At 69.8% G+C, this 13,648-nt stretch carries 15 protein-coding genes; 4 read left to right on the top strand and 11 right to left on the bottom strand.

The window, feature by feature from the left end; genetic code table 11:
• Positions 1-44: 44 nt before the first annotated feature.
• A complete protein-coding gene (recG, locus tag G6045_RS15830) occupies positions 45-2,288 on the bottom strand; it encodes an ATP-dependent DNA helicase RecG (RefSeq protein WP_165332581.1) in 2,244 nt (747 codons plus the stop codon).
• A gap of 108 nt (positions 2,289-2,396) precedes the next feature.
• Positions 2,397-4,136, bottom strand: coding sequence for a DAK2 domain-containing protein (locus G6045_RS15825; protein WP_165332580.1), 1,740 nt, complete (start codon positions 4,134-4,136; stop codon positions 2,397-2,399).
• 221 nt (positions 4,137-4,357) lie between these two features.
• Here G6045_RS15825 and rpmB point away from each other — a divergent pair, with 221 nt between their 5' ends.
• A complete protein-coding gene (rpmB, locus tag G6045_RS15820) occupies positions 4,358-4,543 on the top strand; it encodes a 50S ribosomal protein L28 (RefSeq protein WP_004924906.1) in 186 nt (61 codons plus the stop codon).
• A gap of 83 nt (positions 4,544-4,626) precedes the next feature.
• Here rpmB and thiD read toward each other — a convergent pair whose 3' ends face one another.
• On the bottom strand, positions 4,627-5,433 hold the full coding sequence (thiD, locus tag G6045_RS15815; RefSeq protein ID WP_328707791.1) for a bifunctional hydroxymethylpyrimidine kinase/phosphomethylpyrimidine kinase: 807 nt from the start codon (positions 5,431-5,433) through the stop codon (positions 4,627-4,629).
• Entirely contained in the window at positions 5,430-6,398 is a 969-nt protein-coding gene (locus tag G6045_RS15810; protein WP_165332579.1) for a thiamine-phosphate kinase, read from the bottom strand. Before G6045_RS15810 ends, thiD begins: the two co-directional genes overlap by 4 nt.
• Positions 6,399-6,646: 248 nt before the next feature.
• Between G6045_RS15810 and G6045_RS15805 the strand changes: the two genes are divergently transcribed.
• Entirely contained in the window at positions 6,647-6,880 is a 234-nt protein-coding gene (locus G6045_RS15805) for an Lrp/AsnC family transcriptional regulator (protein ID WP_052579718.1), read from the top strand.
• A gap of 20 nt (positions 6,881-6,900) precedes the next feature.
• Entirely contained in the window at positions 6,901-7,383 is a 483-nt protein-coding gene (locus G6045_RS15800) for a DUF3515 domain-containing protein (RefSeq protein ID WP_165332578.1), read from the top strand.
• A gap of 83 nt (positions 7,384-7,466) precedes the next feature.
• On the opposite strand, the gene G6045_RS15795 is transcribed toward G6045_RS15800, so the two are convergent.
• The 3 genes from G6045_RS15795 to G6045_RS15785 form a co-directional block, all read right to left on the bottom strand.
• The gene (locus tag G6045_RS15795; RefSeq protein WP_165332577.1) at positions 7,467-8,639 is read right to left on the bottom strand and encodes a D-alanine--D-alanine ligase family protein; all 1,173 of its coding nucleotides are present in this window, start codon (positions 8,637-8,639) and stop codon (positions 7,467-7,469) included.
• 145 nt (positions 8,640-8,784) lie between these two features.
• Positions 8,785-9,795 carry an NAD(P)H-dependent glycerol-3-phosphate dehydrogenase gene (locus tag G6045_RS15790; RefSeq protein WP_165332576.1) on the bottom strand — a complete coding sequence of 337 codons (1,011 nt, stop codon included), beginning with the start codon at positions 9,793-9,795 and terminating at the stop codon, positions 8,785-8,787.
• Positions 9,792-10,571 (bottom strand): lysophospholipid acyltransferase family protein, encoded by a 780-nt coding sequence (locus tag G6045_RS15785; protein ID WP_165332575.1) that lies wholly within the window; start codon positions 10,569-10,571, stop codon positions 9,792-9,794. The genes G6045_RS15790 and G6045_RS15785 overlap by 4 nt, the downstream gene beginning before the upstream one ends.
• A 187-nt stretch (positions 10,572-10,758) precedes the next feature.
• On the opposite strand from G6045_RS15785, the gene cofC reads away from it, so the two are divergent.
• Positions 10,759-11,439: a 2-phospho-L-lactate guanylyltransferase gene (gene cofC / locus G6045_RS15780; protein ID WP_165332574.1), complete on the top strand. Its 681-nt coding sequence runs from the start codon at positions 10,759-10,761 to the stop codon at positions 11,437-11,439.
• On the opposite strand, the gene G6045_RS15775 is transcribed toward cofC, so the two are convergent.
• From G6045_RS15775 to leuD, 4 genes are all read right to left on the bottom strand, one after another.
• Entirely contained in the window at positions 11,411-11,614 is a 204-nt protein-coding gene (locus G6045_RS15775; protein WP_165332573.1) for a hypothetical protein, read from the bottom strand. The genes cofC and G6045_RS15775 overlap by 29 nt on opposite strands.
• A 127-nt stretch (positions 11,615-11,741) precedes the next feature.
• Positions 11,742-12,404 (bottom strand): HU family DNA-binding protein, encoded by a 663-nt coding sequence (locus G6045_RS15770; RefSeq protein ID WP_165332572.1) that lies wholly within the window; start codon positions 12,402-12,404, stop codon positions 11,742-11,744.
• A 148-nt stretch (positions 12,405-12,552) separates the two neighbouring features.
• A complete protein-coding gene (locus G6045_RS15765) occupies positions 12,553-12,798 on the bottom strand; it encodes an SCO5555 family protein (RefSeq protein ID WP_165332571.1) in 246 nt (81 codons plus the stop codon).
• Between the two features lie 251 nt (positions 12,799-13,049).
• Positions 13,050-13,643 carry a 3-isopropylmalate dehydratase small subunit gene (leuD, locus tag G6045_RS15760; protein WP_165332570.1) on the bottom strand — a complete coding sequence of 198 codons (594 nt, stop codon included), beginning with the start codon at positions 13,641-13,643 and terminating at the stop codon, positions 13,050-13,052.
• Between the last annotated feature and the right edge of the window lie 5 nt (positions 13,644-13,648).

The following is a 13,648-nucleotide window of genomic DNA, read 5'->3' as shown; positions in this document are numbered from 1 at the left end:
CCTGCTCAGCACCCGCTGAGCAGGTGGGGGCGGGCGGGGCGTGCTCACCCCTTCTCGAGGTACTGCTCCCGCTCCTTGTCCACCAGTGCGTCCAGGGCCGTGCGCAGTTCGGGGTAGTGCACGAGGTCCGGGTCCTTGGAGACCAGCGTGACCGCTTCCTCCCTGGCCTCCGCGATGACCTCCTCGTCGTCGATCACCGTGAGGACCCGCAGCGAGGAGCGGACGCCGGACTGGGCCTGGCCGAGGACATCGCCCTCGCGGCGCTGTTCCAGGTCGATACGGGAGAGCTCGAAGCCGTCGAGGGTCGAGGCGACCGCGCTCAGGCGGCCGCGGGCCGGGCTGGCCTCGGGCATCTCCGTGACCAGAAGGCACAGGCCGGGCGCGGAGCCACGGCCCACACGGCCGCGCAGCTGATGGAGCTGGGAGACGCCGAAACGGTCGGCGTCCATGATCACCATGGCGGTGGCGTTCGGCACGTTCACACCCACTTCGATCACCGTCGTGGCCACCAGGACATCGACGTCGCCGGCCGCGAAACGGCGCATCACGGCGTCCTTGTCGTCCGGTGCCATCCGGCCGTGCAGGATCTCCACGCGCAGGCCCGCGAGCGGACCCGCCCTCAGCTGTTCGGCGACCTCCACGACGGCGAGCGGCGGGCGCTTCTCCGCCTCGTCCTCGGCGGACTTCTTCTTGGCGGCCGCCTTGTCGTCCAGATCGTCGCCGATACGCGGGCAGACCACGTACGCCTGATGCCCGTTCTCGACCTCCTCGCGCACCCGGTCCCAGGCGCGCGCGAGGAAGTGGGGCTTGTCGGCGGCCGGGACCACATGGCTGGCGATCGGCGAACGCCCCGCCGGCAGCTGGTCGAGGACCGAGGTCTCCAGGTCGCCGAAGACGGTCATCGCGACCGTGCGCGGAATGGGCGTCGCGGTCATCACCAGGAGGTGCGGCGGCTGCTTGCCCTTGGAGCGCAGGGCGTCACGCTGCTCCACACCGAAGCGGTGCTGCTCGTCGACCACGACCAGGCCGAGGTCATGGAACTGCACCTTGTCCTCGATCAGCGCGTGCGTCCCGATCACGATCCCGGCTTCACCGGTGACCAGGTCGAGCAGGGCCTGACGGCGTGCGGCCGCACCCATGGAGCCGGTGAGCAGGACGACCTTGGTGGCGTGCTCGGTGCCGCCCAGCATCCCGCCCTCCCGTCGCCCGCCACCACCCTTATTCGGAGGCGCTTCGCGCCACAGCCCCCAACTGGCGAGCTCGCCCATCATCTCGGTGACCGACCGGTGGTGCTGCTGGGCGAGCACTTCGGTGGGCGCGAGCATCGCGGCCTGCCCGCCCGCGTCGACGACGGCGAGCATGGCGCGCAGCGCGACCATCGTCTTTCCGCTGCCGACCTCGCCCTGGAGCAGGCGGTGCATCGGGTGTTCGGTGGCCAGGTCGTCGAAGATCTCCTTGGTGACCTTCTCCTGTCCCTCGGTCAGCGTGAACGGGAGCTTCGCGTCGAAGGCGTCGAGCAGTCCGTCCGGCTGCGGCCTGCGGGCTACGGCGGGGAGCTGGGTCTCCGCGTACCGCCGGCGGGCCAGCGCGACCTGGAGGACGAAGGCCTCGTCCCACTTGAGGCGGTCCTTCGCCTCGTCGACATCGCTCTTGCTGTGCGGCCGGTGGATCTTGAGCAGGGCCTCGGGGAGCGTGACGAGTCCGCGGCCGTCGCGCAGCGAGCGGGGCAGCGGGTCCACGGCCTCCTGCGCACTCGGGAGGACCGCGTCCACGGCCTTGGCGATCTTCCAGGACTCCAGCTTCGCCGTGGCCGGATAGATCGGGATCAGGGCTCCGGCCCAGGTGTCCACGGCCTCCGCATTGTCGCCGCGCAGCAACTCGTATGCGGGGTGGGCCAGTTGGAGCTTGCGGTTGAAGGCCGAGACCTTGCCCGCGAACATCGCGCGGGTGCCGGGCAGCAGATCCTTGTGCGGCTTGTGGATACCTCGGCCGAAGAACACCAGCTGGAGCTGGCCGCTGCCGTCGGTGATGGTCACTTCGAGGCGCTGACCGCGACCGTTGTTGAACTTGAGGATGCGGGCGGTGGCGACCTGGGCGACGACCGTCACATGCTCGTCGAGCGGCAGGTCCGCGAGCGTGGAGAGCTCACCGCGCTCCGCGTACCGCCGCGGATAGTGGTGCAGCAGGTCGCCGACGGTGTGCAGGTCGAGATGCTCGGCCATCACCTTCGCGGTGGCGGGGCCGAGCAGTTTCTTCAGCGGTTCTTCGAGCACGGGCACGCGGTCCATTGCACACCACGGGACTGACAGGCGGGGCGACCTGTGGACAACTCCGGCCGCGGTGCCGTACGCGCGGGGCCTGTGGACACCTCCCGTCCCGGCGCCGGACGCGGGGGCCTACTCGACCCCGATCAGCAGCAACGCCGCCTTCCGCCCGCCCCGGTACACCACCGTGTCCACGGCCAGATACGCCTCGCGGACATGCTCCTCGAGCGTCGCGGCCACGTCCTCGGGCACCTCGTCGCCGACCACCAGGGTGACCATCTCGCCGCCCGCCGACAGCATCCGGTCGAGGACCGAGCGGGCGGTGACGGTGAGGTCCGCGCCGATCACGGCCACGTCCCCGTCGATCAGGCCGAGCATGTCCCCGGCCTGGCAGATGCCGGCCATGGTCCACGACTGGCGTTCCGCCACGGCCAGTTCGCCGTAGCGGGTGGCGCCGGCCGCCGCCGTCATCGCGACCACGTCCTCGTCGAAGCGCCGCTCCGGTTCGTGCACGGCGAGCCCCGCGATGCCCTGGACCGCCGAGCGGGTCGGGATCAAGGCGACCCGTACGCCTTCCGTACGCGCCTGTTCCGCTGCCGCCGCCGCCGTGTGCCGCAGATCGGCGTCGTTGGGCAGCAGCACCACCTCACGCGCGTGCGCGCGCCGGATCGCCTCCACCAGTTCTCCGCTCGCGGGCGGCTCCCCCGGGCGCGCGAGCACGGTGGTCGCGCCGGCCTCGGCGTACAGACCGGCGAGGCCCTCGCCGGGCACGACGGCCACGATCGCGCGCTGCGCCTTCTCACGCACAGGCGGTACGAAGCCGGCGCTGTGCGCGTCCTCGGCCCCGAAGTGCGTGATCCGGATCCGGTACGGCCGCCCGGCCTCCACTCCCGCCTCGACCGCTGCGCCCGCGTCGTCGACATGCACGTGGACGTTCCACAGGCCGTCGCCGCCGACCACGACCAGGGAGTCGCCGAGGCCGTCGAGGCGGGTCTTCAGGCGCTCGACCCGTTCGTCGTCGGCCTCCAGGAGGTAGATGACCTCGAAGGCGGGACCGCTCGCCGCCTCATGGCCGCAGGAGTCGCCCTGCGCCTCCCCGCGCGTCCGGTCCTCGGAGGAGCCCGCCCGTAGAGCGGCGCCCACCGTTGCGTACGCCGCGACCACCTGCCCCGACACCGCCTCCACCAGCGCCCCGAGCACCGCGACGAGCCCGCGCCCGCCGGCGTCGACCACTCCCGCGCGCCCGAGCACGGCCAGCTGCTGCGGCGTCCGCTCCAGCGCGGCACAGGCCCCGTCGTACGCGGCCCGCACCACGGCGGAGCAGTCGTCGGGGGCTGCGTCGGCCGCCTCGGCCGCGGCCGTCGCCACGGAAAGGACCGTGCCCTCCACGGGGTGGGCCACCGCCTGGTACCCGGATGCGGCGGCATGGCCGAGCGCCTTCTTCAAGCGCCGGGCCCGCTGCTCGGAAGCCTCCTGCCCGGTCGGCTCGGACGCCTCGTGAGAAAGGTCACCCTCCCCCGCGAGCACCTGGGACATCCCCCGCAGCAGCTGCGCCAGGATCGTCCCCGAATTGCCCCGCGCCCCGATCAGAGCGCCATGGGCCATCGCCCGTCCCGCCTCGGCGAGCGAGGGGCCGTCAGGGGAGTCGGCCGCCTCGTGCGCGGCGAAGATCGCCTCCACCGCGCGGGCCGCCGATTCCACCGTCAGATAAAGGTTCGTGCCCGTGTCCGAGTCGGCCACGGGATAGACGTTGATGGCGTCGATCTCCTCGCGGGCCCGCCCGAGGGCGTCCAGCGCGAGTCCGCACCAGCCGCGCACCACGAGTGCGTCGGGGGTCTGCGGCACGGTGCCTCCTGTGAGCAGCGGGATCATTCGCAGACTAGTGCTGACCGGTGCCGCAGCGGACCAGGGCCCGGGGCTGGGGCCGGGCAGGACATGGTAGTTTTCTTGTACCGACGCAGCCGATGTATGCTGCTTCGGTTGCCCGATTCGGATCGGGCCATTCCCTGGCAAGCCACTCAGATCCTTAACGGAACTCGACTCGGCATGCCGGGTTTCAACCGTAAGAGCATCTGAAGTCTTTGGAGTGACCCGTGGCTGCCAACTGCGACGTCTGTGGCAAGGGCCCGGGCTTCGGCAACAACATCTCGCACTCGCACCGCCGTACGCCGCGCCGCTGGAACCCGAACATCCAGCGCGTTCGTACCGTGGTCGGCGGGACGCCGAAGCGCGTGAACGCTTGCACCTCGTGCATCAAGGCCGGCAAGGTCTCGCGCTAATCGCAGCGCGGCCACCTAGCTGGTTGCTGCAAGAAGCCGGTCCACCTCTGGTGGGCCGGCTTCTTGCTTTTCCATGACCGCCTTCACAGCGTGCGCGTCCGCCACCCGTGATCCACCGGCCCGATGCCCGCACCGAGCGCGAACCCGGTCGCGATCGCGCCCGTGACGTAGTCCTTCGCCTGCCGGACCGCCTCCGGCACCTCGAGCCCCTTGGCGAGCCCCGCCGCGATCGCGCTGGCCAGGGTGCAGCCCGTGCCGTGGGTGTGGCGGTTGTCGTGGCGCGGGGCGCGCAGCCAGATCTCCTCGGATCCGTCGGTCAGCAGATCCACCGCTTCCCCCGGCAGATGCCCGCCCTTGATCAGCGCCCACCGCGGACCGAATTCCAGGAGCGCCGCGGCGGCCCGCCTGAGGTCCGCCTCCACCGACACCCGTACACCTGTGAGCTGAGCCACCTCGTCCAGGTTCGGAGTGGCGACCGTCGCGACCGGCAGCAGCTTCGTGCGTACGGAATCGAGCGCGGCCTCGGCGAGCAGCGAGTCACCGTGCTTGGAGACGCCGACCGGGTCGACCACCGCAGGGGCGTCCGTGCCGGCCAGCAACTCCGCGACCGTCTCGACCAGTTCGGCCGAGGCCAGCATGCCGGTCTTCACGGCCTGTACGCCGATGTCGTCGGCCACGCTGCGGTACTGGGCGCGTACCGCCTCGACCGGAAGTTCCCAAACACCCTGGACGCCCACCGAGTTCTGCGCGGTGACCGCGGTGAGCACGCTCATCCCGTGCGTACCGAGCGCGAGCATCGTCTTGAGGTCCGCCTGGATACCCGCGCCGCCGCCGGAGTCCGAACCGGCCACGGTGAGCACCAGGGGCGGGCGTATCGCTTGGGCACTCACGACTCGATCTCTCCGCCGAAGTGGTCCCAACCGCCCTTGCTGGTCCAGGGCGCGCCGTCGACCGTCACATGGGGCAGCGCGGAGGGGTTGAGGACCTCGCCGATCACCTTCCAGCGGGCCGGGAGCTTCACGTCCGGGGGGAAGGTCGCCACGATCGCGTGGTCCTCGCCGCCGGAGAGCACCCACTGCAGCGGGTCCACGCCGACGGCCTGACCGATGTCGTTCATCTGCGAAGGCACGTCCATCGCACCGGACTTGATGTCGATACGGACCTTGCTGGCCTCGGCGATATGGCCGAGGTCGGCGATCAGACCGTCGCTGACGTCCGCCATCGCGGTCGCCCCGAGCCCGGCCGCGGCGGGGCCCGCGTGGTACGGCGGCTCCGGGCGGCGGTGCGCCTCGACGAACGCGCGCGGCGAACGGAAGCCCCGCGAAAGCACCGCGTGTCCGGCGGCCGACCAGCCCAGCCAGCCCGTGTACGCGACGACATCGCCGGGCTGTGCGCCGCCGCGGGTCACCGGATCGTGGTTGCGCAGATCGCCAAGTGCCGTGATCGCCACGGTGATCGTGTCGCCGCGGACCACATCGCCGCCCACCACGGCCGCGCCCGCGACCTGGCATTCGTCGCGCAGTCCGTCCATCAACTCCGTTGCCCACGTGACCGGGAGATCCGCGGGCACCACAAGTCCGAGCAGCAGCGCGGTCGGTACGGCGCCCATCGCGGCGATATCGGCGAGGTTCTGCGCGGCCGCCTTGCGGCCGACGTCGTACGCCGTGGACCAGTCGCGGCGGAAGTGCCGTCCCTCGAGCAGGATGTCGGTGCTCGCCACGACCCTGCGGTCCGGCGCGGACACGACCGCGGCGTCGTCGCCGGGGCCGATCCTGACCGCCGGAGTCGTCGTGAGCCGGGAGGTGAGCTCTCTGATGAGCCCGAACTCGCCGAGCTCCCCCACGGTGCCCTTCATCCCATCGCCCTTTCTGCGCCAGTGCCCTTGCGGTAGCGGGCCCGATCGGCCGCGGGTACCGTCAACGAATACGTCAACTTCTTATGCGCGCACGCCGAGGCACGCGCAGCTGCATCCGCCCCGGCGTACGTACCTGCGGCCCCGCGGGTCTCCCCGTGGGATGCGGCAACGCGATACCGTGGCGTCCTTTCTCCCCGCATGATCCCCGCGATCCCCGCGATGATCCTCGTGGCCGCCCTGGAGGTTCCGTGGTACAGGCGTACATCCTGATCCAGACCGAGGTCGGCAAGGCGTCGACCGTCGCCGATCTGATCGGCAAGATCCCGGGAGTGATCCAGGCCGAGGACGTCACCGGTCCCTACGATGTCATCGTGCGCGCTCAGGCGGACACGGTCGACGACCTCGGTCGCATGGTGGTCGCCAAAGTCCAGCAAGTGGACGGCATCACCCGCACTCTGACCTGCCCGGTCGTGCACTTGTAGCCCCCGTTTACGCTTGGCCGGTGAACTTTTTCCGTCGCCGGCTCGTCCAGCTCCCCACCCTCGGCGCGCTGCTGCTCGCCACAGGCTGCTCATGGACGGACGACACGGTGACGGCTGTGGTTCCCTCCCCCGACTCCCGGACGTCCGGCCACTGCCGGAAACTGCACGAGGCACTGCCCGGGCAGCTGGACGGCCTCGACCGGAGTGATCCCGAGCCGAGCTCGGAGTTCACCGCGGGGTGGGGAGGCTCGGCGATCATACTGCGCTGCGGTGTTCCGCAGCCCCCGAAGATGCTGGAGAAGGACCCGCCGTCCACCACGGTGGACGGGCTCGGCTGGCTCGTCGAGGAGCCGGGGGACGGTTCGTACCGCTTTACGAGCGCACTGCGCGAGGCCTACGTCGAGGTCACCATCAGCAAGGAGCACGCGAAGCAGGGTGCGGGCTCGCTCGTGGACCTCGGACGCGTGATCAGGAAGACGGTGCCCGAAGGCATCGCGACCTGATCCCCGTACACAGACTCCTGCACGCATGGAAAAGCCGGGCCCCGTACGCGAGGGGTCCGGCTTTTCGCAGTACGTGGCCGCTTCTAGCGCAGCCCGGTCGACCGCCGCAGAGCCGCCTGCACCAGGCGGTCCACCAGTTCCGGGTACGAGACGCCGCTCTCCTGCCACATGCGCGGGTACATGGAGATGGGCGTGAAGCCCGGCATCGTATTGATCTCGTTGATCACGAACTCGCCGTCCTCGGTGAGGAAGAAGTCCGCGCGCACCAGACCCTCGCAGCTGGCCGCGTCGAAGGCGGCGACCGCGAGGCGCTGCACCTCGGCGGTCTGCTCGGGCGTCAGCGGTGCGGGCACGATGCCGGAGGCCGAGTCGATGTACTTGGCCTCGAAGTCGTAGAACTCGTGGTCGGTGACCGGCGGGATCTCGGCGGGCAGGCTGGCGCGCGGCCCGTCCTCGAACTCCAGGACGCCGCACTCGATCTCGCGGCCGCGAAGGAGCGCCTCCACGAGGAACTTCGGGTCGTGGCGCCGCGCCTCCTCGATGGCCTCGTCCAGGCCGTCGAAGGAGTCGACCTTGGTGATGCCGAAGGAGGAGCCGGCGCGGGCCGGCTTGATGAAGAGCGGCCAGCCGTGCTCACCGGCGAACTCGGCGATCTTCTGGCGGGCGTCGGCCCGGTCGGACTCCCACTCGCGCGGGCGGATCACCAGGTACGGGCCGACGGGCAGGCCGAAGGAGGTGAAGACGCGCTTCATGTACTCCTTGTCCTGGCCGACCGCGGAAGCCAGAACTCCCGAGCCCACATAGGGCGTTCCGGAGAGTTCGAGCAGTCCCTGGAGGGTGCCGTCCTCGCCGTACGGGCCGTGCAGCATCGGGAAGACCACGTCGACCTCGCCGAGCGCCTTGGGCACGGCGCCGGGCTCGGTGTAGACGACCTCGCGGTTGGCGGGGTCGACCGGCAGGATGACGCCGCCTTCGCTGTTCTCCGCGACCTGCTCGACGGTGGGCACCTTGCGGTCGGCGATCGCCATCCGCTCGGGCTCGTCGGCGGTCAGCATCCAGCGGCCGTCCGAGGTGATGCCGATCGGCAGCACGTCGTACTTCGTGCGGTCGATGGCGTTCAGGACCGCACCGGCCGTGACGACCGAGATGCCGTGCTCGGAGCTGCGTCCGCCGAACACGACGGCCACACGCGGCTTGCGTACGTTCCCGCCGGAAGGCGCGGGCACAGGGCTCTGGGAGGTGGTCTCGCTGCTCATATCGCGTCGAGACTACCTTGCGTGACCGCGCCCCTGGGAGCCCCGGCGCGCAGGTCCGGCCGGTGTCACGGACCGTGACACCGCTATGACATGACGGTCAACGGCCCCTGCGGCGTGCCGGTCAATGGCCCCTGCGACCTGCCGGTCAGCGACGCTCGGCCTTCGCGCTGCGCGACATGAGTTCCTTGACCGCGACCAGCGGCGGCTTTCCGTTGTGCACGATGTCCACCACGGTGTCCGTGATCGGCATCTCCACGCCGTGCCGCCGGGCCAGATCGGCCACGGATTCACAGGACTTGACGCCCTCGGCGGTCTGCTTGGTGACCGCGATGGTCTCCTCGAGGGTCATGCCCTTGCCGAGGTTGATGCCGAAGGTGTGGTTGCGTGACAGCGGCGAAGACGCCGTCGCCACGAGATCCCCGAGGCCCGCGAGCCCGGAGAAGGTCAGCGGGTCGGCGCCCATGGCGAGACCCAGCCGTGCAGTCTCCGCCAGACCACGGGTGATGAGCGAACCCTTGGTGTTGTCGCCGAGGCCCATGCCGTCCGCGATGCCGACGGCGAGACCGATCACGTTCTTCACCGCGCCACCGAGCTCACAGCCGACGACGTCGGTTTCGGTGTACGGGCGGAAGTACGGGGTGTGGCAGGCCTTCTGGAGCCGCTGCGCCACGGACTCGTCCCGGCAGGCGACCACAGCCGCGGCCGGCATCCGGGCGGCAATCTCCCGGGCGAGGTTGGGGCCCGAGAGCACGGCAATACGGTCGGCAGGGGTCTTCGTGACGTCTTCGATGACCTCGCTCATCCGCATCGCGGACCCGAGTTCCACGCCCTTCATCAGGGAGACGAGCACGGTGTCGCGCGCCAGCAGCGGCGCCCACTGGGCGAGATTGCCACGCAATGTCTGCGAGGGGACCGCGAGGACCGTGAACTCCGCGCCTGCCGCGGCCTCGGCCGGGTCGGTGGTCGCCCTGATCCCGTCAGGGAGTTCGACGCCTGGCAGGTAGTCCGGGTTGCTGTGCCTGGAGTTGATGGCCTCGGCCAGCTCCGGGCGGCGGCCCCACAGCGTCACGTCACAACCCGCGTCGGCGAGCACCATGGCGAACGTCGTCCCCCACGAACCCGTACCGAAGACGGCCGCCTTCACCGGTGCAGTCACTTCTTCTCGCCCTCGCTTTCGCGGTCGCCTTCAGTCCTGGCCGCCTCGGCCAGCTTGCGCCGCTGCTCGATCCGCGCCAGACGCGGGTCGTACGGCTTGTCGGGAGCCTTCTCACCGCGCAGTTCCTCGAGCAGTGCGGTGATGTGCCGCATGATGACCTCCGTTGCCTCCTGCAGGAGTTCGGGCGTCATCTCGCGGTCGTAGAAGGCCGACAGGTCCACCGGGGGTCCGGCGAGCACACGGCTGGTCTTGCGCGGGAAGAGATCGGGCTTCTTCGCGTACGGCGGGAGCAACTCGTTGGCGCCCCACTGCGCGACGGGAATCACCGGGCACTTGGTCTGCAGCGCGACCCGCGCGGCACCGGTCTTCGCGGTCATCGGCCACTGGTCCGGGTCACGGGTGATCGTGCCCTCCGGATAGAACGCGACGCATTCCCCGCGCTCGACCGCGGCGATGGCCGCGCGAAACGCGCTCAGGGCATCCGTGGACTCGCGGTAGACGGGGATCTGTCCGGTCCCCCGCATCATCATGCCGACAAAACCGGTCTTGAAAAGCCCGTGCTTGGCGAGGAAACGCGGCACACGTCCGGTGTTGTACTGATAGTGCGCGTATGCCAATGGGTCGACATGCGAATTGTGGTTCACCGCGGTGATAAATCCGCCCTCGGCCGGAATGTGTTCCATCCCGCGCCAGTCCCGCTTGAGGAGAACAATCAGCGGCGGTTTGGCGATGACCGCCGCAAGGCGGTACCAGAAGCCGATTCTGCGGCGGGGCACTCGGACACCTTCCTCTACGGACCTATGTGTGGCTGGGTGGGCGGCCGCACAAGTGTCGCCCCAGGTCCCCGGTCTGTCGAGAACACCGTACGCCCCCCTATGTGCTCTCACCCGCCCTGGACAGGCCTTTGCCACCTCGTGACCCCAGGGCCTCCACAGCCCCGCCCCGCGGGCGAGAATGGGCGCGATGCGCACCGACAACGGCCGGCCCACGCCGCTCGCGTGGACCCTGGTCATACCCCTGAAGCCGCTGGCGCGGGCGAAGAGCAGGCTCGTGGAGCCGTTCTCCGCCCTGGGCTCGGCACCGCTGCGCCCTTCGCTGGCCCTGGCGTTCGCCCAGGACACGGTGGCGGCGGTGGCGGCCTGCCCTGCGGTACGGGATGTGGTGGTCGTCACGGACGACGAGTTGGCCGGACGGGAACTCGCGGCGCTCGGCGCCCGGATCGTGCGGGACGAACCCGCCACGGGCCTGAACGCCGCGCTCACGCACGGAGAGCAGGCCGTACGGGCGCTGCGGCCAAAGGCGGCGATTGCGGCACTGAACGCGGATCTGCCGGCCCTGCGCCCGGCCGAATTGACCGCCGTACTCGACAATGCCGCGCAATTCCCGCGCGCATTTCTCGCGGATGCCGCCGGAATCGGCACGACACTGTTGTCGGCGGGCCCCGGAACGGAACTCGCCCCGGCCTTCGGCGGCGCCTCACGCGCCCGCCATACGGCGTCCGGGGCGGTCGAACTCACCCTGGCCGGCGTCGACAGCGTCCGTCAGGACGTGGACACCTGGGAGGACCTGCGGGCCGCGAGCCGTCTCGGCCTCGGGCCGCGCAGTGCCGAGATGTTCAGAAGGTCTGCAGAGTCACCAGCGTGATCCGCCGGCCCTCGCCTTCGCCCGCCACCTCGATGCGTACGCGCTGACCTGGCCTGAGCAGCCTCAGGCCACCGGCGTCGAAGGCCTCGGCGGCGAACTCGACGGGGGTGCCGTCGTCCAGGAGGACACTGCCGCTGCGGGACTCGGGATCGTAGGTGTACGCGGTGGCCTGCATGACCGCAGCGTATCGGGCGCCCCTCGGGCTGTGGAACGCACGCGGGCCGGTCCCCCCGTGAGGGGACCGGCCCGGCGCGTGAGTGAGCCCTGCGAAGCGCGGCGGCCACCAGAAGGGCCGCCGACCGTCACTTCTTCCTGGCGGTGGCCTTCTTGGCGGTGGTCTTGCGCGCCGTCGACTTCTTGGCGGGCGCCTTCTTCGCCGTGGCCTTCTTGGCGGGGGCGGTCTTCTTCGCCGTCGCCTTCTTGGCCGGGGCCGCCTTCTTGGCGGTGGTCTTCTTGGCCGTGGCCTTCTTGGCGGCCGGAGTCGCCTTCTTGGCCGTGGTCTTCTTCGCCGTCGCCTTCTTGGCGGTCGTCTTCTTCGCGACCGTCTTCTTGGCGGTGGTCTTCTTCGCCGCCGCCTTCTTGGCGGTGGTGGCCTTCTTGGCAGCGGCCTTCTTGACCGTCGCGGAAGCGCCGCCGGACAGGCTGCCCTTGGGCGCCTTCTTGACCGCCACGTCGTTCTTCGGGAGCTTCTTGGAGCCGCTCACGAGGTCCTTGAAGCCCTGGCCCGCGCGGAAACGCGGCACCGAGGTCTTCTTGACCCGCACGCGCTCACCCGTCTGCGGGTTGCGGGCGTAACGGGCCGGGCGGTCGACCTTCTCGAACGAGCCGAAGCCCGTGACCGAAACGCGGTCACCGCTGACAACGGCACGGACGATGGCGTCCAGTACGGCGTCGACGGCGTCGGAGGCCTGCTGACGGCCACCGACCTTGTCGGCAATCGTTTCTACGAGCTGCGCCTTGTTCACGTCTTCCCCTTCGGAGACATTGCCGGAACGAATCTGTTCTGGCTTTTTCGCACGTTAGGCAGATATATACCGCAAATCAAACACGAAACGGGCGAATCACCCACGTGCCGCAGCGAACTGGGTCTTCAACCGCAGCAAACTGGGGGCTTCAAGGAGTTCCGTCCGTGGATCCGCCATCGGATAAGGCCCTTGCGTCCAGCTCATCCATGAACTGCCCAAGGCGTCTTGCCGCATCGACGAGATCGTGTTTGGCCGCGGCCGTAATGACCAGCAGCTTCCGGGTCAGCGCCATCCGTACGCTCTCCGGTACTTGCAGTTCACGCACCTTGCGGTGCGCCTCTTTCAGCTGGTCCGCGACCTCGCCGTAGAGCTCGAGTTGGCGTTCGCGTTCCATGCACCGATTGTGCCATCTGGCCTGAGTTGTCGCCTCACGAGGCCTCAGCGTGCCGCGCAGAAGGGGATTTCGGGGCGGCCGAAGACCTGAAGTCGCTCCTCGCGCGGGCCCCGTGGCGCGTCCGGCCGGCGAAGCCAACTCGCCGTCACTCAGGAGGACTTGGGGCCCCCGCGGCCCAAAACGCCGAACCGCGGCCTGCACGCAGACCGCGGTTCACAAAAGTTGCCGGGCTCACGTGCCCGAATGGCGCATCACACCTGGACGGTGCGCGGCTTGTAGGCGGGGCGACCCGACTCGTAGGCCGCGATGTCGGGCTCGTTCTGCAGCGTGATGCTGATGTCGTCGAGGCCGTTCAGGAGCCGCCAGCGGGCGTTCTCGTCCAACTCGAAGTCGGCGGTGATCCCCTCGGCGCGCACCTGGCGTTCCTGCAGGTCCACGGTGATTTCGGCCGTCGGATCGGCATCCGCGAGCTCCCACAGCGCGTCCACGACCTTCTGGTCGAGTACGACGGTCAGGAGGCCGTTCTTCAGCGAGTTGCCGCGGAAGATGTCGGCGAAGCGGGAGGAGATGACCGCCTTGAAGCCGTAGTTCTGCAGGGCCCAGACGGCGTGTTCACGGGAGGAGCCGGTGCCGAAGTCGGGTCCGGCGACCAGAACCGTGGCGCCCTCGCGCTCCTCCTTGTTGAGGATGAACTCCGGGTCCTTGCGCCAGGCCTCGAACAGGCCGTCCTCGAAGCCGTCGCGCGTGACCTTCTTCAGCCAGTGCGCGGGGATGATCTGGTCGGTGTCGACGTTGCTGCGGCGCAGCGGTACGGCCCGGCCGGTGTGCGTGGTGAAAGCTTCCATGGCTG

It is taken from the genome of Streptomyces mesophilus (assembly GCF_011044995.1).
In the GTDB taxonomy this organism is placed as follows: Bacteria; Actinomycetota; Actinomycetes; order Streptomycetales; family Streptomycetaceae; genus Streptomyces; species Streptomyces mesophilus.
This window is presented reverse-complemented; position numbering and strand designations above follow the sequence as displayed.